General features: G+C 65.5%; 21 protein-coding genes. 6 read left to right on the top strand and 15 right to left on the bottom strand.

Annotated features, from left to right (window positions below; translation table 11 throughout):
- Positions 1–51: 51 nt before the first annotated feature.
- The 5 genes from B9N43_RS01135 to B9N43_RS01120 form a co-directional block, all read right to left on the bottom strand.
- On the bottom strand, positions 52–1,083 hold the full coding sequence (locus tag B9N43_RS01135; protein ID WP_145840512.1) for a glutamate--cysteine ligase: 1,032 nt from the start codon (positions 1,081–1,083) through the stop codon (positions 52–54).
- 2 nt (positions 1,084–1,085) lie between these two features.
- Complete coding sequence (locus B9N43_RS01130; protein ID WP_409994730.1) at positions 1,086–1,982, bottom strand: cation:proton antiporter; 897 nt, start codon at positions 1,980–1,982, stop codon at positions 1,086–1,088.
- 18 nt (positions 1,983–2,000) lie between these two features.
- On the bottom strand, positions 2,001–2,276 hold the full coding sequence (locus tag B9N43_RS17465) for a hypothetical protein (RefSeq protein ID WP_261379365.1): 276 nt from the start codon (positions 2,274–2,276) through the stop codon (positions 2,001–2,003).
- Positions 2,276–2,668, bottom strand: a complete 393-nt coding sequence (locus B9N43_RS17095; protein WP_261379429.1) for an OmpA family protein — start codon at positions 2,666–2,668, stop codon at positions 2,276–2,278. Before B9N43_RS17095 ends, B9N43_RS17465 begins: the two co-directional genes overlap by 1 nt.
- A 225-nt stretch (positions 2,669–2,893) precedes the next feature.
- Complete coding sequence (locus tag B9N43_RS01120) at positions 2,894–3,325, bottom strand: MarR family winged helix-turn-helix transcriptional regulator (protein ID WP_261379364.1); 432 nt, start codon at positions 3,323–3,325, stop codon at positions 2,894–2,896.
- Positions 3,326–3,417: 92 nt separating this feature from the next.
- On the opposite strand from B9N43_RS01120, the gene B9N43_RS01115 reads away from it, so the two are divergent.
- Complete coding sequence (locus B9N43_RS01115) at positions 3,418–3,933, top strand: DUF2242 domain-containing protein (protein WP_145840510.1); 516 nt, start codon at positions 3,418–3,420, stop codon at positions 3,931–3,933.
- On the opposite strand, the gene B9N43_RS01110 is transcribed toward B9N43_RS01115, so the two are convergent.
- The 3 genes from B9N43_RS01110 to B9N43_RS01100 are packed head-to-tail and all read right to left on the bottom strand — an operon-like array spanning position 3,917 to position 7,659.
- A complete protein-coding gene (locus B9N43_RS01110; protein ID WP_145840509.1) occupies positions 3,917–5,104 on the bottom strand; it encodes a sodium:proton antiporter in 1,188 nt (395 codons plus the stop codon). The genes B9N43_RS01115 and B9N43_RS01110 overlap by 17 nt on opposite strands.
- The gene (locus tag B9N43_RS01105) at positions 5,104–6,441 is read right to left on the bottom strand and encodes a cation:proton antiporter (protein WP_145840508.1); all 1,338 of its coding nucleotides are present in this window, start codon (positions 6,439–6,441) and stop codon (positions 5,104–5,106) included. Before B9N43_RS01105 ends, B9N43_RS01110 begins: the two co-directional genes overlap by 1 nt.
- The gene (locus B9N43_RS01100; RefSeq protein ID WP_145840507.1) at positions 6,442–7,659 is read right to left on the bottom strand and encodes a citrate transporter; all 1,218 of its coding nucleotides are present in this window, start codon (positions 7,657–7,659) and stop codon (positions 6,442–6,444) included.
- 97 nt (positions 7,660–7,756) lie between these two features.
- Between B9N43_RS01100 and B9N43_RS01095 the strand changes: the two genes are divergently transcribed.
- Together B9N43_RS01095 and B9N43_RS01090 are read left to right on the top strand one after the other, a co-directional pair.
- Entirely contained in the window at positions 7,757–9,526 is a 1,770-nt protein-coding gene (locus B9N43_RS01095) for a cation:proton antiporter (protein WP_186453911.1), read from the top strand.
- A gap of 148 nt (positions 9,527–9,674) precedes the next feature.
- Positions 9,675–10,400, top strand: a complete 726-nt coding sequence (locus B9N43_RS01090) for an IclR family transcriptional regulator (RefSeq protein ID WP_261379363.1) — start codon at positions 9,675–9,677, stop codon at positions 10,398–10,400.
- Between the two features lie 229 nt (positions 10,401–10,629).
- Here B9N43_RS01090 and pbpG read toward each other — a convergent pair whose 3' ends face one another.
- From pbpG to B9N43_RS01075, 3 genes are all read right to left on the bottom strand, one after another.
- Positions 10,630–11,643 carry a D-alanyl-D-alanine endopeptidase gene (pbpG, locus tag B9N43_RS01085; protein WP_145840504.1) on the bottom strand — a complete coding sequence of 338 codons (1,014 nt, stop codon included), beginning with the start codon at positions 11,641–11,643 and terminating at the stop codon, positions 10,630–10,632.
- A gap of 109 nt (positions 11,644–11,752) precedes the next feature.
- Positions 11,753–12,775 carry a patatin-like phospholipase family protein gene (locus B9N43_RS01080; protein ID WP_145840503.1) on the bottom strand — a complete coding sequence of 341 codons (1,023 nt, stop codon included), beginning with the start codon at positions 12,773–12,775 and terminating at the stop codon, positions 11,753–11,755.
- 4 nt (positions 12,776–12,779) lie between these two features.
- Entirely contained in the window at positions 12,780–15,056 is a 2,277-nt protein-coding gene (locus B9N43_RS01075; RefSeq protein WP_145840502.1) for an NADP-dependent malic enzyme, read from the bottom strand.
- Positions 15,057–15,353: 297 nt separating this feature from the next.
- Between B9N43_RS01075 and B9N43_RS01070 the strand changes: the two genes are divergently transcribed.
- Together B9N43_RS01070 and B9N43_RS01065 are read left to right on the top strand one after the other, a co-directional pair.
- A complete protein-coding gene (locus B9N43_RS01070; RefSeq protein ID WP_145840501.1) occupies positions 15,354–16,172 on the top strand; it encodes a crotonase/enoyl-CoA hydratase family protein in 819 nt (272 codons plus the stop codon).
- Positions 16,173–16,214: 42 nt separating this feature from the next.
- Positions 16,215–16,709: a nitroreductase family deazaflavin-dependent oxidoreductase gene (locus tag B9N43_RS01065; protein ID WP_145840500.1), complete on the top strand. Its 495-nt coding sequence runs from the start codon at positions 16,215–16,217 to the stop codon at positions 16,707–16,709.
- Between the two features lie 143 nt (positions 16,710–16,852).
- Here the strand turns inward: B9N43_RS01065 and B9N43_RS01060 are convergent, their stop codons facing one another.
- Together B9N43_RS01060 and B9N43_RS01055 are read right to left on the bottom strand one after the other, a co-directional pair.
- On the bottom strand, positions 16,853–17,446 hold the full coding sequence (locus B9N43_RS01060; protein WP_145840499.1) for a hypothetical protein: 594 nt from the start codon (positions 17,444–17,446) through the stop codon (positions 16,853–16,855).
- Between the two features lie 129 nt (positions 17,447–17,575).
- Positions 17,576–18,055 (bottom strand): hypothetical protein, encoded by a 480-nt coding sequence (locus B9N43_RS01055; RefSeq protein ID WP_145840498.1) that lies wholly within the window; start codon positions 18,053–18,055, stop codon positions 17,576–17,578.
- A gap of 156 nt (positions 18,056–18,211) precedes the next feature.
- Here B9N43_RS01055 and B9N43_RS01050 point away from each other — a divergent pair, with 156 nt between their 5' ends.
- A complete protein-coding gene (locus B9N43_RS01050) occupies positions 18,212–18,835 on the top strand; it encodes a hypothetical protein (RefSeq protein ID WP_145840497.1) in 624 nt (207 codons plus the stop codon).
- Positions 18,836–19,315: 480 nt separating this feature from the next.
- Here the strand turns inward: B9N43_RS01050 and B9N43_RS01045 are convergent, their stop codons facing one another.
- Positions 19,316–20,926, bottom strand: coding sequence for an acyl-CoA synthetase (locus B9N43_RS01045; protein WP_145840496.1), 1,611 nt, complete (start codon positions 20,924–20,926; stop codon positions 19,316–19,318).
- 42 nt (positions 20,927–20,968) lie between these two features.
- Positions 20,969–21,985 carry an LLM class F420-dependent oxidoreductase gene (locus B9N43_RS01040; protein ID WP_145840495.1) on the bottom strand — a complete coding sequence of 339 codons (1,017 nt, stop codon included), beginning with the start codon at positions 21,983–21,985 and terminating at the stop codon, positions 20,969–20,971.
- Positions 21,986–21,990 lie beyond the last annotated feature (5 nt).

The raw sequence follows: 21,990 nt of genomic DNA, 5'->3' as shown, positions 1-21,990 counted from the left end.
CCATGACCGAGGCCAACACCGCCCCCAGGAGCCAAAGAACCCGCTGGGTCTTCATTGGCGAAAACATTCCACCGCCGCATCCACGACTGCCGGCAAACTACCTTCCTCCTGGAATCGATACCGCAGGAAGCTGGCGTGGTTGCCCTCGGCCACCACGTGGTAAATCCCATCCAGGACATCCCCTGCCCCCAGATCCATCGCCACCGGCGTCACCCGGCGCAGGGTGGCAAGGATGTCCTCCCGCAGGGGTAGACGCTCGTGGGTTTTGGGATGGACCAGTACGCCATCCAGGCCGAAGCGGCAGGCCTGGAAGCGGTTGTAGTTGTACACCAGGTAGTCGTCCTCCACTGGCGCCGGCTCCCGCCGCTCCAGCAGGTGGGCACAGAGGATCTGCAGATAGCCCGCCAGGGCCGCCGCCCGCTCCACGGACAGCGGGGTATCGCAGACCCGCAGTTCGATGGTGCCGAACTCGGGCTTGGGCCGGATATCCCAATAGAAGTCCTTCATGCTCTTCACCACGCCGGTCCCTTCCATCTTGGCGAAATACTCGCTCTGGAACTGATCCCAGGACAGGATGAAGGGTGCCCGGCCGCTGAGGGGAAAGGCGAAGACGGAATTCAGCCGCGCCGAATCGAACAGGGTATCCACCCCCTGGGAATAGGGGGAGGATGCGGAAAGGGCGATGAAGTGGGGCAGATACCGGTTCAGGGCATGGAGCAGGAACAGCGCCTCGTCGGCCGAGGCGCAGCCCACATGGACATGCTGACCGAAGACGGTGAATTGCTTGGCCAGGTAGCCGTAGAGGGCCACATTGAGCCGGTCCCCCGCCCGGGTCAGGACATCCCGCATCTGCCGCAACTGCAGCAGCAGGTCCCCGTGGCGCCGATGCACGTCGGTGGAGATTTCGATCATGCTCTCGGTGATCTCGGGCTTCACGTCGCCGGGAAAGGGTTGCCGCTCCAGCAGATGCAGCATGTCCGAGGCCGAGGCGGCGAGGTCGAAATCGGTGGTGTTCACCAATTGCAACTCCAGCTCAACGCCCAGGGTCAGGGACTCGGAAACCTTGAAGGGCTCCAGGGGCATGGTCAGTTCGCCTTTCCGGAATGGGTCTCGCCGGCCCAGATCAGGGCCCGCTGGGTGACGATGGGGCCCACCAGGTCCAGCAGCAGGACCAGGGCCGCCAGGGGCGCCAAGTCATCCACCAGGCCGACCCCCAGGTAGCGGGTCTGCTCCAGCAGCAGGATGGCAAACACCGACAGGGGCGTCAGGGCCAGGCCGGTCAAGGCGCCCTTGCGCCAGGAGAGGCCAGCGGCCCGGGCCAGCAACGCCACGGCCGCCACCTTGACTGCCAGGCGGCCAGCCACCAGGGCCAGGGCCAGTCCCAGGCCGGCCACGGCATCGCGCCAGTCCAGTGTGGCACCGGCAAAGACGAACAGAAACAGGGTCAGCAGATTGCCGAGGGAGCCGAAGTTGCGCTGGGCCTGGGAGAACGCCACCCGCCGATGGCGCGACACCAGGCCGAAGGCCAGGGTCGCCAGCAGGGGTGAGAACTTCAGCCCGTGGGTCAGGGTCACCAGCAACAGCACCGCCAGGGAGAACAGCACCGTGGCATCCCGGGCGGTTGCCCCGGTGCGGCGCAGCAGGGCGGGCACCGCCACGCCGAAGAGCACCCCGAGGCCAGCCGAGACCACCAAGACCACCAGGCTGCTCCAGAGTGCCTGGAAAACGCTGCCGGCGGTGGCGAGCACCCAGTAGCCGACCACGACCTTGAACACGACCACGGCCAGGGCGCAGTTGAAGGCCGAGAGGTGCAGCACCCGTTCCGTCACCTGGCCCGAGGCGTGGAGATCGTTGACCACCCGCAGCACGGAGGCGGGAGAGGTGGACATGGCCAGGGCCGCCAGCAGCAGGGAAGGCACCAGACCCAGGCCAAATGCCTGGGCGATGGCCAGGACGGCGGCGAACGTGCCGAAGGACTCCAGCAGGCTGGATACGCCCAGTCAGGGGTTGCTCCGCAACCAGCGCAGATTGATGCGGTAGCCCAGCTCGAAGAGGATCATCCCGAAGGCCACGTCCGCGGCCAGGGCCAGCACATCACCCCCCATCCGCCCCAGGAGGCCCGCCTGGTGCTCGGCCAGCAGGAAACCCACCAAGCCGTAGCTGCTGACCCGGGGCAGGGCCAGCCAACGCTGGCCCGCCTCACCCGCCAGCCAGGCTGCAAGCAGGGCGGCGGGCCAGGCCAGGGGCCCGATCATGGCGACAAGATAGTCCGGCATCAGGAAAGCCCCGCCAGTTCCCGGCCCGCCTTGTCCACCAGGCGCAGTTCGACTTGCTGCAGCCTTCGCTCACAGGCTGGGCCCCGGCATTGGGCCAACACGGATTTCAGGTATCCGCGAGCCAGTTTCCGGATCTGTCCACCAGGTACGCCCTGGCGCAAAAGTTCCTTCGCCACCACATCGACGCGCCGCACGGCCAGGGCCAGCGAGATTTCCCGGCTCCCCCAGTGGTCGGAATACCCCACCAGCAGCACCGTGCGGGACCGCTCTGCCTTGAGGGCCTCCGCCACCGCACGGATGACGGCCCCACTCTCGATGGGCAATTGGGCCGATCCCCGGGGGAAAATCACGCGGGGCGCCCCATCCGCCCCATCCGCCACGTCCCCCGGCATCTCGGCGGGGACGACGGCCGGGACAGGCGGTATTGACGGCGCCGGTGGGAGAGGCGTGGCGCCCCGTGGTCTGCCCTCGGGAGAGGAAACAGTATCCTTTGGCCCCAAGACCAGGGGGCCGGGAGACGGCGAAGGCGAGGCGCATCCTGCCAGCAGGGCCAGGGCAGCCAGGGAAAGCCGGCGCACCATCACAGGTCCGCCAGGGGCCGGTCGGCCCAGCGTTCGTCACGGCGGGGCAGGTGTTCGATCACCCGCGCCAGGGAATCGTCGAGGATCGCCAGGGCATCCATCGGCAGCGCCATCAGGGCCGCAGGCAGCAGGCCCCGCCGCCCGGCCGAGGATGCCCTCGGCCTCGGCGGACAGGCTCAGGCCCACCCGCCGCTGGTCCTCGACGCTACGCTGCTTGACCAGCAGGCCCCGTGCAACGAGTTTATCCACCAACTGGCTACAGGTGGACTGGTGGATCGCCAGGCGGCCTGCCAGTTCGGAAACCCCGAGTCCCGGTAGGCCCGCCACCTCCTGCAGGATCCAAAGCTGGGAGCCCGAGACGCCGCAGTTCTGCTCGATTTCCCGGAAGTGCTGGCGCACCGAGCCGAAAATCAGGCGGAACTTCCGCAGCACATCCATCGGTAATTGGGTATTGGGGTTCCTGGTCATTGCAGCCTTCCGCTGAGCTGGGTTGCCGGTCTTGTAGAATTCACCCGGTAAATGGTCAGCAATTATATTGCAATCAATATATCACCCCTTCAATGCTCCCCCGACGCCTCCTCCCCCTGATCACCTGCTGCCTGGCAGCGGGCTGTGCCGCGCCCTCCACCCCCTTGTCGGCACTGTCCGTCTACCCCAAGGAAAGCTTCGGCGCCGACACCCCCTTCGAATACCGCATCAAGGCCGACAGCGAAAGCGCCTGCGAAGCCGGACGCCGGGCCCTGCTCAGCCAGGGTTACCAGGTGGAGCAGAAGGCCAAGGCCCTGATCCAGGGCCACAAGGCCTTCCAGCCCTCGAAGGAGCACCACACCCGGCTGGAGATCAACCTGGTCTGCCTGGCGGCGGAACCGGGAGCCGTGGTTTATGCCAATGCCAAACAGACTTATTTCGAACTCAAGGCCAGCAACACCAGCGCCGGCCTAAGCGTGACCGGAATGGGCTCCATTTCCATGCCCTGGATCGCCAGCAGCGAGAACATGATCAAGGTGGGTGAGGAGACGATTGCCGACGGCGACTTCTACCACCGGCTGTTCGCCCTCCTCAACCGCCATTTGTGACGACGGCAGCCGGGGCCCGTCGGGGCCGACCAAGGGCCATCAGCGCCGCCGAGGCCAGCACCACCAGCATCACCGTTCCCTGGGCGTAGGCGGGCAGCGAGAGGACCTCCCGCGCATTCAGGAACAGCAGCACCGTGATCAGGCCCCGGGGGGCCAGCCAGGTCAGGGAAGCAACCATGGAAGAGCGCCCCAGGCGCAGCATCGCGCCGCGGCTGGCATAGATCGTTGCTAGGACCAGGGCGGCGGAGAGCCAGGCTTGGTAGTGCGCCAGATCGGATAACTCGGTCCAGTACCCCAGCAGCAGGAAAAAGAATCCCCGTACCGCGAAGGTGAGTTCCATGGTCAGCACCTTGAACTCCTTCAGCGTCGCCTCGTAGCTATCATCGATCCAGCGACTGAAGGGCGGGAAACGGCCGAGCAGGGACGGGTTGTTGAGGGCCAGGCCGAACAGCAGCACCAGGATCAGGGGCGACAGATGCAGCATCTTGCCTGCCGCATAGAGCCCGAAAAGGCCGGCCAGCAACGGAATGAAGCGGATGTGGCCGTCGATCCGGATCAGCACGGCCACCAGGGTCAGGGTGCAGACGACCGCCAACAGCAGGGACAGGGCCCCGCCCCCCAGCAATCCCCAGGCGATGCCGCCGGGGGTGCCATCGGAGCCCACCAGGGCAAAAAACACCATGACCCCCAGGATGTCCGAAATGGAGCTCTCATACACCACGAACTCGCGGCCGGCCGGCGTCAGGAAGGAACTGCCCGGAATGGCGACGGCGCTGCTGATCACGGCAAAGGGCACCGCCAGGATCAGGGCCTGGAAAGGCGTCATGGAAAGGGCCAGCACGGCCAGGGAAGCGAACACCGCCAGGCAGACCCCGAAACCGGCCACCGCCAGCAGCCCCGCCCCGGCGGCGGCGTGCAGCCGGTCCCGCCGCAACTCGATATCGAGGGCGCCTTCCAGGACGATCAGGACCAGGCCCACCGCACCGAGCAGGGGCACCACCCCGTCAAGGCCGGAAAGGGCAACCCCCAGGGCGGCCAGGGCCGGCTTGCCGAGCAGCCCCATCAGGATCAGCAGGATCACCGAGGGTATGCCGCTGGAGCGGCCCAGGCGCTCGACGCCGAAGGCCAGCAACAGACACAGGGCGGCGGTGAAAATGGCGGGATAGGCCATCAGCTGCGGGAGGGCCTCAGCAGCCATGAAAGCATGGGCGGCGTCACCACGGTGGTCAGGATCACCATCACCACCACCGCGGAAAACAGTCCCTCGCCGATCACCCCCAACTGGCGTCCGGCCATGGCGAAGATCAGGCCCACCTCGCCCCGGGGCACCATGCCCCAACCCACCAGCCAGCGCCCGGCGGTGCCGGCGCAGACCCCCGCCAGCAATTTGCCGACGATGGCGGCGACGGTGATGCCCAGGGCGATGCCGACGACCGCCGGATCGGCGAAGGCCCGCAGATCCACCTGCATCCCGGTGAGGACGAAGAACACCGGAACGAAGAAATAACCGATGGGCTCGATCATGTGCTCGTGCTGGTGGCCCGCATGGCGGGCCAGTACCGGCATCAGGCGCCCCGCCAGATCCGGGTCATGGGCAGGCAGCAGGGGCTGGATCTCCCGCACGATGGCGGGAGTCTCGAAGTCCTTGAGGAACACCGGCTCGAACAGCAGGCCGGCGGCGAAGGCGCCGATGATGGGCGCCAGGCCCATGGCATGGGCCAGCCAGGCGAGGAACAGGCCGGTGGCCAGCACCTGGGCGAAAAGCATACTGGGTCCGGCATCGAGCCGGGCCAGCCAGCGGCTGGAATGGGGAGCGATCAGGCGCCCGATGCCGATGCTGCCGGCCAGGAACAGGGCCGCCTTGGCGATGATCCACAGCACCTCGCCGCCGCTCACGGAACCCGCCGTGACCAGGCTGGAGACCACGGCCAGGATTACCAGACCCAGCACGTCGTCGATCACCGCCGCCCCCAATACGATACGGGCGGCGGGGGTGTCGAGCTTGCCCAGATCGCGGAACACCCGGCCGGTGATGCCCACCGAGGTGGCGGCCAGGGTGGCACCGAGAAACAGGTAGGTATGGGTGGTCATGCCGGGTAACAGGAGGGGACCGACAAACCAGGCCCCCAGCGCGAAAGGCGCGGCGATGCCGACGCAGCCCACCAGGGTGGCCCGGGGGCCAACCTGAATCAGGTCCTTCAACCGGGTTTCCAGACCGATCTGCAGCAACAGCACGATCACCCCCAGTTCGGCGATGAAGGCGACGATGGGATCCCGAGCGATGGTGGCGAAGTAATCCACTCCGGCCAGGGAAAGATTGCCCAGCACCACCCCCAGCAGCAACTCTCCCAGCACCGCGGGAAAACCGACGCGCCGCGCCAGGGGCACGAAGAGCCGGGCCGCCATCAGGATCAGGGCCAGCCAGAGCAGGTTCTCCCCCACCACGCCGCCTCCGGCGGCCAGGGCGGGGAGCGGAGAAAGCAGCGGGAGTAGGCCGAGATATCGCATCTAGCGCGCTCCGCCCAGGACCTCGGGATGCCAGCCCACGAGGAGCACGAGGGCCAGGAAACCGGCCAGATAGCCCACTGCCACGAACCAGCCGTGGCGCAGCCACAACCCCACGGACTTGGCTTCCGGATACATGTTGGCCAAGGCGACGCCGGCGGAGGAACCGAACCAGACCATGGAACCGCCGAAGCCCACCGCGTAGGCGAGGAAGCCCCAGTCGTAGCCCCCCTGCTTGATGGCCAGGGCGGTCAGGGGAATGTTGTCGAAAACGGCGGAGACGAAGCCCAGACCCAGGGTGGTGGTCCAGGAGGCCAGCGGCAGTTGCTCCACCGGCATCATGGAGGCGCAGAGCACCAGGGAGAGGAGGAAGACGGACCCCTTGAAGGACTCCGGCAGGACCTCCCAGTCATGGCGCCGCAGGTTGGATGTCAGCAGGATCGCCACCCAGACGGCCACGCCGATGAAGGGGAAGTGGCTGGCTTCGGCCGGATAGCGGAAGTTCACGAAGAGATTGGTCGCCACCGCGAAAACCAGGATCGTGGCCACGATGCCCACACGGCCCCAATCTACACGGGTGTGCGCGTGGCTATGCTTGAGGATGGGCGAATAGCGCTGCTGGGCCAGGGCGGCAGGAATGCCGAACACCACCAGTGCGACGCTGCTACCGACAAAGGCCTCCATTACCTGCAGGGGCGAGGCACCGGCGATCCAGAGCATCGTGGTGGTGGTATCCCCCACTACGGACCCTGCCCCGCCCCCGTTGGAGGCGGCGACCAGGGCCGCCAGGTAGCCGATATGGACCCGGGCGCGGAACAACTGGTGGGCCATGGCGCCGCCGATGAGGGCCGCGGCGATATTGTCGAGGAAGGCCGAAAGGACGAAGACCATCACCAGCAGCAGGAACCCGCCCTTCCAGTCGTCGGGCAGGTAGCGGGGCAGGATGACCGGCAGATGACTCTTCTCGAAATGGCGCGACAGCAGCGCGAAGCCCAGCAACAGGCAGAGCAGGTTGGACAGGGTGACCAGCTCATGGCCCAGGTGGGCCGCGAAGCCCTCGAACCCCGGACCCAAGGCGAAGCCGGCCACCAGGATCTTGTAGAGGGAAACGGCGGCCAGCCCGGCCAGGCCGATGTACAGCGTATGACCATGAAACAGGGCGACCCCCAGCAGGGTGGCGGCGAACAGCAAAAACTCCAGGGGAATTCCGATAATCATCATGATGGGGAGAGGGTCTCTTCTCTTGGTAAACTCGGGAGTCAGTGCGGCGGGCCATTCTATCAAGGCCGCAATGGCCTCCGATTCCGATACCCGACCCATGCACTCGACTCTGCTCCTGATCACTTTTCTCCTCAGCGCGGCCGTCTTCGCGGTGGCGCTCACCCGGCGCTTGCGCCTGCCGGCGATGCTGGGCTACCTGTCCATCGGCATCGCCCTGGGGCCCCACGGACTGGCCCTGCTGAAGGAAAGCGCGCAGGTGGACGCCTTCGCCGAATTCGGCGTGGTGTTCCTGATGTTCTCGATCGGCCTGGAATTTTCCCTGCCGCGCCTGGTGGCGATGCGCTCCCTGGTGTTCGGCCTGGGCCCGGCCCAGGTGCTGCTGACCGTGGCCGGCACCGCCCTGGTCACCGGCCTGTTCTACGGCCAGGGCTGGCGCACTTCCCTGGCGGTGGGCCTGGCGGTGGCGATGTCCTCGACGGCGATCGTCGCCAAGATGCTCTCCGAGCGTCTGGAGCTGCATTCCCGGGCCGGGCGCCAGACCATGGGCGTGCTGCTGTTCCAGGATCTGGCGGTGGTGCCGGCCCTGATCCTGTTCCCGGCGCTGGCCGCGCCCGGCGAGGGCCTGGCCCGCGCCATGGGCCTCGCCCTGCTCCAGGCGGTCCTGGCGCTGACGCTGCTGATCGGCATCGGCAAGCGGCTGATCGGTCCCATTTTCGACCGGGTGGCGCACCATCGCTCCAGCGAGCTGTTCGTGCTCACCGCCCTCTGGATCGTGGTGGGTCTTTCCTTCGCCACCGGACAGGCCGGCCTGTCCCTGGCGCTGGGCGCCTTCGTGGGCGGCATGCTGATCTCCGAGACCGCCTACCGCCACCAGGTGGAAGCCGACATCCGGCCTTTCCGCGACATCCTGCTGGGGCTGTTCTTCGTCACCGTGGGCATGATGCTCGACATCGGCTACGTCCTCGCCAACATCGAGCGGCTGCTGCTGGCGGTCGTGTTGCTGGTGGGCGGCAAGGGTCTGGTGGCGCTGCTGGCGGCAAAGGGAACGCGCAGCCCCCTTGACGTCAGCCTGCGCACCGCGGCGCAGCTGGCCCAGGGCGGGGAGTTCGGCCTGGTGCTGATCAACTATGCCAACGCGCTCAAGCTGGTCGATGGCGACGTCTTCCAGCTCACCATCTCGGCGATACTGGCCTCGATGTTCATCGCCCCGTTCCTGATCGACCACACGGCCCGCTGGGGCGCCCACGTCACCAGCAACCGCGCCCGGGGAGAACAGGTGGTGCAGGCGGTTTCCGCGGAAAGCAGCGACCTGTCGGACCACGTGATCCTCTGCGGCTACGGGCGCACAGGCAAGAATATCGGCGAGTTCCTCTCGGCGGAGGGCATTCCCTTCCTGGCCCTCGATCTGGACCTCCAGTCGATCGACAAGCGCCACCTGCCCGCGCTGGGCCATACCGCCTTCGGCAACGCCGACCGCCTGGAAGTGCTCCAGGCCGCCGGCCTGGGCCGGGCGCGGGCGGTGGTGATCACCTACCCCGACCTGTCCTCGGCGGAACGCGTGCTGCGTCTGGTGCGCCAGAGCCACCCCGCTCTGCCGGTGGTGGTGCGCGCCCTGGACGACGCGGGCGTGGTGCGCCTGAAGCATGCCGGCGCCACCGAGGCCATTCCGGAAGTGCTGGAAGGCAGCCTGATGCTGGCCGCCGAGACCCTGGCCCAGCTGGGCGTGCCGATGGAGCAGGCGATCGTGCGGGTCCGCGCCGTGCGCGCCGAACGCTACGCATCGCTGAGAGGGCTGTATCGCAAGGAGGGCCTGCCGCCCGCGGCCGACCCGGCCGCACGCCGGGAATCCGGGGAGAACCCGTCGTGAGGCAGACCCCGTTGAGGGTGCTCATCGCCTCGGCACGCCCGGCGAGGCCGCGCCAGGGCCTGTAGTAGTATTCCGGCATCAAGGGCCGGGAGCGAATATGGCGTCAGCAGCAGCAGAATCCAGGGGGGGGATCCAAGTCATCGAGCGCATGATGAAACTGCTCGACACCCTCTCCTACCACCACGACCCGATCAGCCTGAAGCAACTGGCACTGGAAACCGAACTCCACCCGTCCACCGCCCACCGCATCCTGGCCGCGATGGCCGCCGCCGGTTTCGTCGAGCGGGTCGAGCCGGGCACCTACCGGCTCGGCATACGGCTGCTGGAATTGGGCAACATCGTCAAATCCCGCATCAACATCCGCGACTCGGCGATGCCGCTGATGCAGCAGCTGCACCAGCGCCTGGGCGAAAGCATCAATCTGGGCGTGCGCCAGGGCGACGAGATCGTCTATGTGGAGCGCACCTCCAGCGGCCGCTCCTCGGTGCGGGTGGTGCACCTGGTGGGCGCCCGCGCCCCACTCCACGTCACGGCGGTGGGCAAGCTCTACCTGGCCGAGGGCAGCGCCGAATCGGTACGCGAGTATGCCCGCCGCACCGGCCTGCCGGGCCGCACGTCCAGTTCCATCACCAACATCGTCGCCCTGGAAAAGGAACTGGCGCGGGTGCGCCGCCACGGCGTGGCCTTCGACAACGAGGAAATCGAAGTGGGGCTGCGCTGCGTGGCCGCGCCGGTGCGGGACGACACGGGCGAACTGGTGGCGGGTCTGTCGGTCTCCGCCCCGGCCGACCGCTACAACGATTCATGGAGCGCCATCCTGCGGGAAACCGCCAGCGCCCTTTCGGCCACCATCGGCTACTCGCCGCGCAGCTAGGTTCGCCCCTGTGTTGGTGTTGGCTCCCCCCTTCGGCGGGGTCGATATGGCTCGCTGCGCTCGATATCACGGGGAACGCTGTAGCGGCACCGATAGGTTGCGGCTGGCGCCGCGTGCCGCTTTTCCCCATCGTGGGAAAGGCGGCGCGGCGGAAAAGCTCTGTCAAGGAAGCGCGGTTTTCAGAATAAAAAGCCGGCTTGCGCCGGCTGTGCGAGGGGGCTTCCAGTCGTCAGCCAGCCGAGGACCTCGCATTCAGGGACGCACTCTCAGGACGCTGCTGGGTGGAGATCCTGAGGCCAGCCGAGGGCCGTGCGTTCAGTGACGCGCTCTCGATCCAGCGTTTGATGCGGTTGGCGTCGCCGATCCGGGTGAATTTTCCCCAGGAGTCGAGCAGCACGATGATCGTCGGCTTGTTGTTGAGCCAGGCCTGCATCACCAGGCAGCGCCCGGCTTCGTTGATGAAGCCGGTCTTGGACAGACCGATGTCCCAGTTGCCGGTGCGCACCAGCATGTTGGTGTTGCGGAAGGTCTCGGTGCGGCGCCCCAGCGGCACCTGATATTCGGAAGTGGTGGAGAACTCGCGGATCAGCGGATACTGGTGGGCCGCGGCCACCATCTTGGTGAGGTCGCGGGCGCTGGAGACATTGGCGGCGGTGAGACCGGTCGGGTCCTCGAAATGGGTGTCGGTCAGCCCCAGCGCCTGGGCCTTGCGGTTCATCGCCGCGACGAAGGCGGCGCGTCCGCCCGGATAGTGGCGGGAAAGAGCCGATGCGGCGCGGTTCTCCGAGGACATCAGGGCCAGCCGCAGCATGTTCTCGCGGCTCAGTTCGGTGCCCACCCTGAGGCGGGAGTGGGTGCCCTTCAAGGTATCCACGTCGTCGTCGCCGATGCTCAGGGTCTCTTCCAGGCCCGGCTTGGCGTCCAGGGCCACCATCGCGGTCATCAGCTTGGTGATCGAGGCGATGGGCACCACGGCGCCGGCATTCTTCTCGAACAGAATCGCACCCGTGGTCTGGTCCTGCACCAGCGCGGCAGCGGAGCCCAGCACCAGATGCTGGGCTTCGTCGAGGGACGCGGACTGGCGGGCGCGATGGGCAGGAGACGCTTTTTTCGCCGCCTGGGCGCGCACCTGCTTCTTGGCGGCAACCGGCTTTTTCTTGTGCGTGGTGGCCAGGGCCTCGCCGCTGACCATGCCCATCGCCAGGCCGATCGAGACGGCCAGGGAAATCACGGTTTTTTTCATTGAAGCTCTCCACAAAGCGCGTCGGCCGGAGTTTAGCAAACCTACCCCGAAATCACAAACGGGTCTGTTACAAATTTCATCGGGAAATTAGGTAGATAGCACCCCAACCTCAAGCCGATACTGAAGAATCGAGGAAAAACTGCCGCAATTCCGCCTGTCGGGCGAGGGTGTCGCGATAGCCCAGCTCGATCAGGTCCGCGCCATAGTCGCCACCAAACAGCAGGTAGCTCGCCAGTCGCGCCCCGGAGCCGGACGACCAGCCGGAAAAGGACGGCATCGCCGATACATGCGGGACGGCCAGCAGCGCCGGATCGCGCGAAGGCGTCAGGGTCAGCGTCGGCACGCTGGCGTTGCACGCCGCCGCATCCTGATGAAGCCGCGCCAGAAAATGTCCCATGATCCCGGAAAATCCGGGCGCAACGATCTGTCCCGTGCGTTCGCCGGGCTGGGGGGCGACCTCCGCGTCGATCCGCAGGATGCGCCGGGCACCCAACTGGCGGGCGGCCAGCAGCGGAGCCGCGCGCCCCCACGCACCCGTTGCGCCATCGGCGAAGTATTCCCGGTGCAGGCGCACCGGCTCGAACAGCAGCGGCAGCGCGCAGGAGGCGAGCACGTGGTCGACGCCCAGCCGCACGTGGGCGGCCACCACGCCTTCCGCGCACCAGGGGTCGAGGTCGGCACGCCCCTGGAAGAAACTGACGGTCTGGCCCGAGGCCAGGCCGAAACAGTCGAGGCTCGCACCCAGCAGTTGGCGCTCGTCGATGGCGGCGGCGATGGCGGCGAAATCGATTTCCCGCTCCAGGAGCTGTCGCAGGGGCGCGCCATCGAGCGGCGCGGCCGCGCCGCGGGACTGCCAACGGCGCCAGCGGCCGGTCCCTTGCCAAACCTTGGCGGGAGCCAATCCCCGCCAGAACGCCAGCAGTTTTTCCACCGCCTGCGCGAAGCCGACGGCACCGGCCGCCAGCAACGCGCCGTTGATGGCGCCGCCGGAGACCGCGCAGATCAGGGGAAAAGGGTTCCGCTCCGAGGCCGGCAGCAACTCGCACAGGGCTTTCAGCGCCCCGGCCTGATACGCGGCCCGGGCACCCCCTCCGCCGAGGACCAGTGCGGTTCCGGGCGGAGGCGCGCGCATCGGATCAACCCCGTTCGTGGGCGGCCTCGACCGACAGCAGCGCGGCCACGTTGACGATGCGCCGCACCGTCGCGGTGGGCGTCAGGACGTGCACCGGACGGGCGGCGCCCAGCAGCATCGGCCCCACGGTGAGGCCGTCGCCCGCCGCCGTCTTGAGCAGGTTGAAGGCGATGTTGGCGGCGTCCAGGGTGGGCATGATCAGCAGATTGGCCGGCCCCTGCAGGCGGGAATGGGGAAAAACTTGGCCGCGGATGGTTTCGGACAGGGCCGCGTCGCCGTGCATCTCTCCTTCCACTTCCAGTTGCGGCGCCCGCTCCTGGACCAGTTCCAGGGCGCGGCGCATCTTGATCGCGGTGGGCGTGTCGTCGGTGCCGAAGCTGGAATGGGACAGCAGCGCCACCTTGGGCGCGATGCCGAAGCGCCGCACCTCCTCGGCCGCCAGCAGGGTCATCTCGGCCAGCTGCTCGGCGCTGGGGTCGTAATTGACGTAGGTGTCGCCGATGAACAGGGTGCGATTGGGCAGGATCAGCATGTTCAGCGTGTAGTAGCTGCCAATGCCGGGCTGCTGGCCGATCACGCTGTCGATGTAGCGCAGGTGCTGGGAATACTTGCCGAAGGTGCCGCACAGCAGCCCGTCCGCATAGCCGTGCTTGACCAGCATGGCGCCGATCAGGGTGGTGCGCCGGCGCATCTCGCGCTTGGCGTATTCGGGGCCGACGCCCTTGCGCTTCATGATCTCGTAATAGTCCTGCCACAGCTCCTTGTAGCGGGAATCGGAATCCGGATTCACCAGGCCGAAATGCTGGCCGGCGCGAAGGCGCAGACCCGCCTTGGCGATGCGCATTTCCACCACCTCGGGCCGGCCGATCAGGATCGGCTTGGCCAGCCCCTCGTCCACCACGGTCTGCACGGCCCGCAGCACGCGCTCGTCCTCGCCCTCGCAGAAGACGATGCGGCCCGGATTCTTCTTCGCCGCGGCGAACACCGGCTTCATCACCAGCCCCGAGTGATAGACGAATTCGTTCAACTGCTGGCGATAGGCATCCATGTCGGCGATGGGCCGCGTCGCCACACCCGAGGCCATCGCCGCCTCGGCCACGGCCGGGGCGATCTTGACGATCAGGCGCGGATCGAAGGGCTTCGGGATCAGATACTCGGGGCCGAACTTGATTTCCTCGGCGGCGTAGGCGGCGCTCACCAGGTCGGACTGCTCGGCATGGGCCAGGTCGGCGATGGCGCGCACGCAGGCGGCCTTCATCTCGTCGGTGATCGAGGTGGCGCCGACGTCCAGCGCGCCGCGGAAGATGAAGGGGAAGCAGAGGACGTTATTGACCTGGTTGGGGTAGTCGGAACGGCCGGTGCCGATGATCGCGTCGGGACGCACCGCCTTGGCCTGCTCCGGCAGGATCTCGGGCACCGGATTGGCCATCGCCAGGATGATGGGGTTCGGCGCCATGCCCTTGACCATCTCCGGCTTCAGCACGCCGGCGGCGGACAGGCCGAGGAACACGTCGGCACCGGGCATGATGTCGCCCAGGGTGCGCGCCGTGGTCTCCTGGGCGTAGCGTGCCTTGGAGGGGTCCAGCCTGGCGTCGCGGCCGACATGGACCACGCCCTTGCTGTCGACGATATGGACGTTCTTCGGGTTCAGCCCCAGGCTCACCATCAGGTCCAGGCAGGCGATGGCGGCCGCGCCGGCGCCGGAGCAGACCAGCTTCACCTGGCCGATGTCCTTGCCCACCAGCTTGAGGCCGTTGATCACGGCGGCGCTGGCGATGATCGCGGTGCCGTGCTGGTCGTCGTGGAAGACCGGGATATTCAGCCGCTCCTTGAGCTTCTGCTCGATGTAGAAGCACTCCGGCGCCTTGATGTCCTCCAGGTTGATGCCGCCGAACGTGGGTTCCAGCGCGGCGATGATGTCCACCAGCTTGTCCGGGTCGAGCTCGTTGACCTCGATGTCGAACACATCGACGCCGGCGAACTTCTTGAACAGCACGCCCTTGCCTTCCATCACCGGCTTGCCGGCCAGGGCGCCGATGTTGCCAAGGCCCAGCACGGCGGTGCCGTTGGTGATCACCGCCACCAGATTGCCGCGCGAGGTGTATTTGTAGGCATTCGCCGGATCGGCGACGATCTCGTCGCAGGCCGCCGCGACACCCGGAGAGTAAGCCAGGGAAAGATCGCCCTGGGTCGCCAGCGGCTTGATGGGCGTGACGGCAATCTTGCCGGGCTTGGGCTTCAGGTGATACTCGAGGGCGGCGGCGCGAATCTGGTCATCCATGGCGAATCGATGTAGTTGTTCTTGGAAGATTAGCCGGCTATTTTAGCCCCAAGGGGCGGGTCCAGCCGAACCCATTTGACAGCCCCTGCCAGTTCGCCGGCCCGGAGGGTCCTTGTTCGCATTTCATGGCGCATCTGCGGGGGCAGCCGCCCCATGGACGCCGGAAGGGGAATTTCTACCCGTAATGGGCAACTTGCCGTCTGCCATCGCGGTGCGACCTCCAGCCTCATGACAAACTGCGCGTCTTCACACGCATCGCACAACATCGAACTTTTGGATTTGGATCAGGAGGCATTCATGTTCGAGGCGCTCGACATCAGCACCCCCAACTGCACCATCGAGCAACAGGGCCACGTCATGGTGGTCACGCTCAACCGGCCCGAGGCCAAGAACGCCCTTTCCAGCGCCATGATCGTCGGCATGTACCGCGCCTGGCGCCGCCTGGACGCGGACCCCGAACTCTATTGCGCGATCCTCACCGGCAAGGGCGACACCTTCTGCGCCGGCATGGATCTGAAGTCCGGCCCCAGCGGCGACGCCGACGCCGGCGAGATCCAGGCGCTGATGAAGTCGATCCCCGATCTGCACTGGCAGGCACTGCTGCGCCACAACCAGCCGCAGAAACCCGTGATCCTCGCCGTCGAAGGCTATGCGCTGGCCGGCGGCACGGAGATCCTGCAAGGCACCGACATCCGCGTCGCGGCGGAGGACGCGGTGTTCGGCATCACCGAATGCAAGCGCGGCCTCTTCCCCCTGGGCGGCTCCACCATCCGCCTGCGCCGTCAGATCCCCTATGCCCTGGCCGCAGAAATGCTGCTGCTGGGCCGCCACGTCAGCGCCCAGGAGGCGCTGCAGTGGGGCCTGATCAACCGCGTCGTGCCCAAGGGCCAGGCCCTGGCGGCGGCACTGAAGATCGCCGACGAACTTTGCGAAAACGCGCCGCTCTCGGTCCAGGCGATCCTCAAGTCCCTGCGCGAACACCAGCACGACCTGCCCGAAGCCGAGGCGCTGCGCCGCGAGGAAACGCTGGGCTGGCCGATCTTTTCCACCCAGGACGCGAAGGAAGGCATGCTGGCCTTCAAGGAAAAACGCCCGCCGAAATACGTCGGCAAATAAGGCGAAATAAGGCGCATAGGCCCCACCACGAGAGAGCCAATCATGATCCGCTACGACTACGTCAAGACCCGCCGCGAGGACCTGAAGCCCTATCCGGAAAACGCCAAGGGCCTGACCCGCCTGTTCATCAAGACCTTCACCCGCATCAATGTCTGGGTCTATCGCGCCAGCAAAGGCCGCTGGCTGAACACTTTCCCCGGCGGCTTTCCGATCTGCCTGGTCACCACCACCGGCGCCAAGTCAGGCAAGCCGCGCAGCATCGCCCTGATCCACCTGCCCCTGGGCGACAAGAAACTGATCGTCGCCTCCCAGGGCGGCGCCGACAGCCATCCCACCTGGTATTACAACGTCAAGGCCCATCCGGAAGTGGAGATCCAGGTCGGCGCCGAGCGCCGCACCTACCGCGCGCGCCAGGTCAGCGACGCCGAGAAGCGCGACCTCTGGCCCCACCTGCTCTCACTCTACCCCGCCTTCGACGAATACCAGGCCCGCACCGACCGCAACATCCCGGTGTTTGTTTGCGAGTTGGTTCGGTGAATCGGGCCTGCTGGATTTATCCGGCGGGTTGCGACCCTTAGCAGCCTGTAGCCGCTTAGCAAAAGCAGATGTTCAACGTGGAGCAAACCGGCCTGCGCGGCTTTTCGCGCAGGTCCGCTCGACTGCCGGGTTGGGCGCGATTGTCATAGGCGTAGTTTCCAGAAGCTCTTGGCATTGATTTCTTCTTGGAGCGCAGAGAGCTTACGTTCGACATGCTCGTAGAACGGGAGCACGTTCTCTTCGGTGTGTCCAAGTTTGCGCAAGACGCCACCGGGCAATGCCTCTGCGAGGTAACGCTCCCAAATTTCGATGAACTCAAGAAACTCTTGGTAATGGGCGCGGGTGTCTTCATCGGCGAGCCAGTATTTATAAGTGAAGAGGTCGAGCATCTTGCGATAGAGGGGTATCAGCTCTTCACGTAGTTGGTTGTTGTCGTACTCAATGATCTTTCCGTACGGGGCGTACAGCTTTTCGTGATTGAGCATGGGCTGCTTGGTCTCAGAATACGGTGCACATAGCTCCGCCCAGGCTTCACTGGCCGCAGCAGATACCTTCCCGCGCACTTCGCTCTTTGCTCTTATGCGTTTGCGGCAGCCGGCAATCGGTGAGTAGAACTCGGACATTTGCTTTTGGATAAAGGCGTTCCGAAGTTCAATGGACAATTTTCGAATACCGAAAACATAGACCACCAAGCCGCCCACGAGTGCACTGAGAAATTGCAGAAACAGAGTTTCCAAGCTACGACCTCCTAAGCGCCCAACGTTTGAGGTAACCGACCGCCGGAGCGCGAAGCGCGGGGGGAACCTGCAAGCACAGCTTGCAGGCGGTCCGGTTGACCGAGGGGTTGGACCTCACAGTATTACTACTCAGAGCTTGTAATGGATAACTTGGTTGTAGATGCTGAAGCACGCTGTCGCGATGCCATAGCTCTTGACAGAGGCTTCAGCGTGTTCGTCATTGCCACTTTGGGTCATTAGTTGCTTATCCAGTCCGAATACGCCCGCGAAAACTTCATCGGCTAAGGCCCACGGAAGCCAATTGGGTGCTGACAGTCTCGCAATATCAGCACGGAGGGCATCAACAAACGTTTCAACTGCTTGAGTCGCTTTTTCGTCCTTCAAGAAGACATGCTGGGCTATGGAGTAGTAATTGGTAATCGTATTGTGCGGCTGGCCTCTTGATAACGTCGTCAAGCCCTGCAGAACGGCCGCGACTGGGATTGCGGCGAGCATGGCCTTTTCGAAATAGATCCCACTTCCGATGAAGCGTTCAAGCTCAGTAATGCTTTCCTTAGTCAGATCCCCGAGCCTTGGGATGTCTGCGCGCTTACTAAACGGGTTCCACATTGTCTTGCTCCGTTGGAATGCCTTGCTGGGACACTTCTAATCCTTTGGAAGTGGGTTGCGCTCAATCAAGCCCCACAAGGGTTGGCCGTCTTCAGATGCACGCGCTCCCACTTCAAGCAGTAGTCACTTTGTTGTTTCTTCGTCGGCGCCGATTACATGCATAAGCGTTTCGAGCTTGCGCCAACGGCATTTTGGAGAGCGCAGCATTTCGAGCAGAAGATCCTTTCTTGGCTTGTTTTTCTTGGACGCCGCGCGCTCTTGGAGAAAGTGGGAAAGCCACTGAACAGCAATCGTAGCAAAGGAGCCTTGACGGCACCTGCGACGCCGATTAATGCGATGATGATCGATTCGCTCATGATAGTGAGGCCCAACGTAGAAGTGAGTGGCCTGCGCGGCTTTTCGCGCAGGTCCGCTCGACTGCCGGGTTGGGCGTCAGGTACTGAGTACCCACTGCTACCGATTGCGCGACAAGACTTCGCGCCCCCATTCCGTTGGGATAACCTCAGAATACAACGATCCGTCGTAACCGTTTCCGCCGAGCCCAGCCGACTGTCTGCGGCGCTTGATGATCAATTCTTGATTTTCGAGACGGTTGAGCAGGGCGAGCATTTCCTCGTGACTATAGCGAAACTGCGTGCTGCATTTCTCGGTGGTCGGAGGTTCGAGATACGCAAGCCGATCACCCTTGGCTTTGACGGCAGAATACTCGTCAGCCCATTGAACAATTTGGCTGAGTATCCGCTCCTCCACCGGACTGAGAATTGGAACTCTGCGCTCTGAGACAGGATTAGCCGAGGGTTTCTTCTTCATACGGATGTTCCCAGTTGCTGCGGATTCGATGGCGCCCAACCTAGAGTAGACGGCATTATTGCCGCATACGCTGGCTGGGTGCCGTATACCCTGGATAACGCAGCAGTCTGGAGAGCAGGCCAATACAGGTTCTCGGCAGATTCTTGGCAATATTTACGAGAATAGATAGCGATCATAGGCGTCACAGTGTAATGACGTAAGGATTGTGCCTGTCTCGCTACCGATTGTCATCCTGCTGGTCTTTTTTGTGGCCGGCGGATTTGCATAAATTTGCCTTACGTCCGCTACTGGCCGACAACCGCCCCTGACGTTCGTCGACAGCATGTTTCAAAAAGCGGAATATGAGCGCTGGCACTAGCCGCGCCGCATGGCGAGCAGCCACGCACCGGACCATGCCAGCCTTCCCTCGCGCAGCAGCCCGCTTCCCGCATGGGAAGCGGTACCACCCCGTCAAGTGCCCGTCAGCCGCTGCTCCGCCGTCGTCTTGGCCCAGCGGTAGTCTGCCTTGCCCACCGGGTTGCGTCGCACTTCGTCGACGAAGATGACGTCCTTGGGCACCTTGTAGCCGGCCAGGCGCTGGCGGCAGTGGGCCTTCAGGGCATCGGCGTCCTCCGCTCGGCCGGGGCGCAGGGAGACGACCGCGACGACCTTCTGGCCCCAGCGGGCATCGGGTACGCCCACCACCAGGGCGTCGAAGACGCCGTCGAAGCTGCGCACTGCTTCTTCCACTTCCTCGGTGAATACCTTCTCGCCGCCGGTGTTGATGCACTGGGAGTTGCGGCCGAACATGGTGATCGCGCCGTCGTCTTCCTGGCGGGCGATGTCGCCGATCAGCACGCAGCGCTGGCCGTCGATGTGGACGAAAGTCTCGGCGGTCTTTTGCGGGTCCTTGTAGTAGCCCAGCGGCAGGTAGCCCTTGCGCACCAGGATGCCGGTCTCGCCGGGCTTGGCGAAGCGCGCGCCGTCGATCGCCACGGCATTGTTGGCGTCGGGCTTGAGGCGGATCAGGCCGTCACCCTCCGGCTTGCTGCCGGAGCCGACCTGGCCGGACTCGGACGAGCCCATGCCGTTGGCGAAGATCACGTTGGCCGGCAGATGGGCCTTCAGGGCGTCGCGCACGTGGTCCGAGAACAGCGCCCCGGCCGAGGAGACGACGAACATCGAGGAGAGGTCCCAGCGGCCGGGGTGCTTTTGCAGCGCGTCGGCCAGGGGGATGCACATGGCGTCGCCGACGACCATGATGATGGTGACCCGCTCGCGCTGCACCAGGTCCAGCACGTATTCGGCGCTGAAGTCGGGGCGGCCGTTCAACACCACCTTGTGGCCCGAGAGCAGGCCGATCATCGTCGCCCAGAAGCCGGCGCCGTGCATCAGCGGGCCGCAGGCCATGTGCACGACGGGGAAGTTCTCCCGCACGCGCTCGGCCAGTTCCTCGGGCGCCGCTACCGGCCCCTTGGGGCAGAAGTTGCCGCCGCCGCCGAAGCCGCCGAAGAACACGTCCTTGTGGGTCCAGATCACCCCCTTGGGCATGCCGGTGGTGCCGCCGGTGTACAGCAGCAGGGTGTCGTCATCGGAGCGCCCGACATCACCGATGTCCGGCCCGCCTTCGGCGACGGCCGCCTCGAAACCGACGGCCTGGGGCAGCAGGCCCTTGCCCTCCCCTAGCCGCAGCAGCACCTGGCAGGCCGGCGCCGCGTCCAGGGCGGGGGCGATGATGTCCTCCAGCGCGCCTTCATAGACCAGCGCCTTGGGTTCGGCGTTGCCGTAGAGGTAGCGCGTCTCGTCCACCGTGTAGCGGTAGTTCACATTCACCGGCACCGCGCGGATCATGAAAGCGGCGATACAGGCCTCCATGAACTCGATTGAGTTGTAGGCATGGATGCCGATGTGGTCGCCGGGGCGCAGCCCCCGGGCGTGGAGGTAGCGGGCCAGCGCCGTCGCCCGCTGCATCAGTTGGCGGAAGGTGCGCCGCTGGTCGTTGCAGACCAGGGCCTCCTGGTCGGGTTTCACTGCGGCCGAGATTTCAAGCAGGTCGGCCAGATTGAAAGTACGCCGGGTCATTCCTGTTCCTCCTCCGTGGTGTTGTTTTCGCTGCGCCGTCCGTCAGAGCACCAGTTCCGCGATGGTGCGCAAGGTCGCCTCGTCCATGCGCGGGCCGTTGATCAGCAAGGTGGTCACCGGGGATTCGCGCCAGGCCTGCAGCCGCTCCTTGATGCGCGCCTTCGGCCCGGACAGGGTGATCTCGTCGGCGAAGCTGGTGGGCACGTACTGCACGGCCTCGGCCTGCCGGCCCGCGAGGAAGCACTCCTGGATCTTGTTGGCTTCCGCTTCGAAGCCCATGCGACACATCAGGTTCTTGTGAAAATTGTGCTCCTGCGAGCCCATGCCGCCGATGTAGAAGGCGAGCATCATCTTCGCCGGCAACAGCGCCCTTTCCAGGTCGTCGTCGAGGTTCACCATCACCAGCGGCGCGATCTCGAAACCGGGCTTCGCATCCTGCAACTGGTCGGCATAGACCTCCTGGCGGAACGGACTGTAATAGACCGGCAGCCAGCCGTCGGCGATGCGCGCGGTCTGGCTCACGTTCTTCGGCCCCTCCGCGCCCAGGTAGATGGGCAGGTCGGCGCGCAGCGGGTGGATGATGGGGCGCAGCGGCTTGCCCACGCCGGTCGCGCCCGGCCCCGTGTAGGGCAAGGGGTAGTGGGGGCCGGGATTCCTCACCGGCGCCTCGCGGCGCAGCGCCTGGCGCACGATGTCCACGTATTCGCGGGTGCGCGCCAGGGGTTTCTCGAACGGCTGGCCGTACCAGCCCTCCACCACCTGGGGGCCGGAGACGCCCAGCCCCAGGATCACGCGTCCGCCGGAAAGATGATCCAGGGTCATGGCCGCCATGGCGCAGGCCGCCGGCGTCCGCGCCGAGAGCTGGGCGATGGCGGTGCCCAGCTTGATCTTCGAGGTGTGGGCGCCGATCCAGGCCAGGGGCGTGAACACGTCGTTGCCCCAGGATTCGGCGGTCCACACCGAATCGAAGCCCAGGGCCTCCGCCGCGCGGGCGATGCCGACGTTGCCGTCCACCGGGGGCTTGGCAGCCCAGTAGCCGAGTTGCAGTCCGAGTTTCATCAAAT

Origin of the sequence: Denitratisoma sp. DHT3 (assembly GCF_007833355.1) — a bacterium.
Taxonomy (GTDB): domain Bacteria; phylum Pseudomonadota; class Gammaproteobacteria; order Burkholderiales; family Rhodocyclaceae; genus Denitratisoma.
Note: the sequence above shows the minus strand (reverse complement) of the source record. Positions and strands in the feature narration are given on the sequence as shown.

Excerpts from the sequence above, each read along its gene's own strand:
- B9N43_RS01135 (WP_145840512.1), bottom strand. The coding sequence starts at position 1,083 with ATGCCCCTGGAGCCCTTCAAGGTTTCCGAGTCCCTGACCCTGGGCGTT.
- B9N43_RS17465 (WP_261379365.1), bottom strand. The coding sequence starts at position 2,276 with ATGCCGGACTATCTTGTCGCCATGATCGGGCCCCTGGCCTGGCCCGCC.
- B9N43_RS17095 (WP_261379429.1), bottom strand. The coding sequence starts at position 2,668 with ATGCCGGGGGACGTGGCGGATGGGGCGGATGGGGCGCCCCGCGTGATT.
- B9N43_RS01120 (WP_261379364.1), bottom strand. The coding sequence starts at position 3,325 with ATGACCAGGAACCCCAATACCCAATTACCGATGGATGTGCTGCGGAAG.
- B9N43_RS01115 (WP_145840510.1), top strand. The coding sequence starts at position 3,418 with ATGCTCCCCCGACGCCTCCTCCCCCTGATCACCTGCTGCCTGGCAGCG.
- B9N43_RS01110 (WP_145840509.1), bottom strand. The coding sequence starts at position 5,104 with ATGGCCTATCCCGCCATTTTCACCGCCGCCCTGTGTCTGTTGCTGGCC.
- B9N43_RS01105 (WP_145840508.1), bottom strand. The coding sequence starts at position 6,441 with ATGCGATATCTCGGCCTACTCCCGCTGCTTTCTCCGCTCCCCGCCCTG.
- B9N43_RS01100 (WP_145840507.1), bottom strand. The coding sequence starts at position 7,659 with ATGATGATTATCGGAATTCCCCTGGAGTTTTTGCTGTTCGCCGCCACC.
- B9N43_RS01095 (WP_186453911.1), top strand. The coding sequence starts at position 7,757 with ATGCACTCGACTCTGCTCCTGATCACTTTTCTCCTCAGCGCGGCCGTC.
- B9N43_RS01090 (WP_261379363.1), top strand. The coding sequence starts at position 9,675 with ATGATGAAACTGCTCGACACCCTCTCCTACCACCACGACCCGATCAGC.
- pbpG (WP_145840504.1), bottom strand. The coding sequence starts at position 11,643 with ATGAAAAAAACCGTGATTTCCCTGGCCGTCTCGATCGGCCTGGCGATG.
- B9N43_RS01080 (WP_145840503.1), bottom strand. The coding sequence starts at position 12,775 with ATGCGCGCGCCTCCGCCCGGAACCGCACTGGTCCTCGGCGGAGGGGGT.
- B9N43_RS01075 (WP_145840502.1), bottom strand. The coding sequence starts at position 15,056 with ATGGATGACCAGATTCGCGCCGCCGCCCTCGAGTATCACCTGAAGCCC.
- B9N43_RS01070 (WP_145840501.1), top strand. The coding sequence starts at position 15,354 with ATGTTCGAGGCGCTCGACATCAGCACCCCCAACTGCACCATCGAGCAA.
- B9N43_RS01065 (WP_145840500.1), top strand. The coding sequence starts at position 16,215 with ATGATCCGCTACGACTACGTCAAGACCCGCCGCGAGGACCTGAAGCCC.
- B9N43_RS01055 (WP_145840498.1), bottom strand. The coding sequence starts at position 18,055 with ATGTGGAACCCGTTTAGTAAGCGCGCAGACATCCCAAGGCTCGGGGAT.
- B9N43_RS01050 (WP_145840497.1), top strand. The coding sequence starts at position 18,212 with ATGCATAAGCGTTTCGAGCTTGCGCCAACGGCATTTTGGAGAGCGCAG.
- B9N43_RS01045 (WP_145840496.1), bottom strand. The coding sequence starts at position 20,926 with ATGACCCGGCGTACTTTCAATCTGGCCGACCTGCTTGAAATCTCGGCC.
- B9N43_RS01040 (WP_145840495.1), bottom strand. The coding sequence starts at position 21,985 with ATGAAACTCGGACTGCAACTCGGCTACTGGGCTGCCAAGCCCCCGGTG.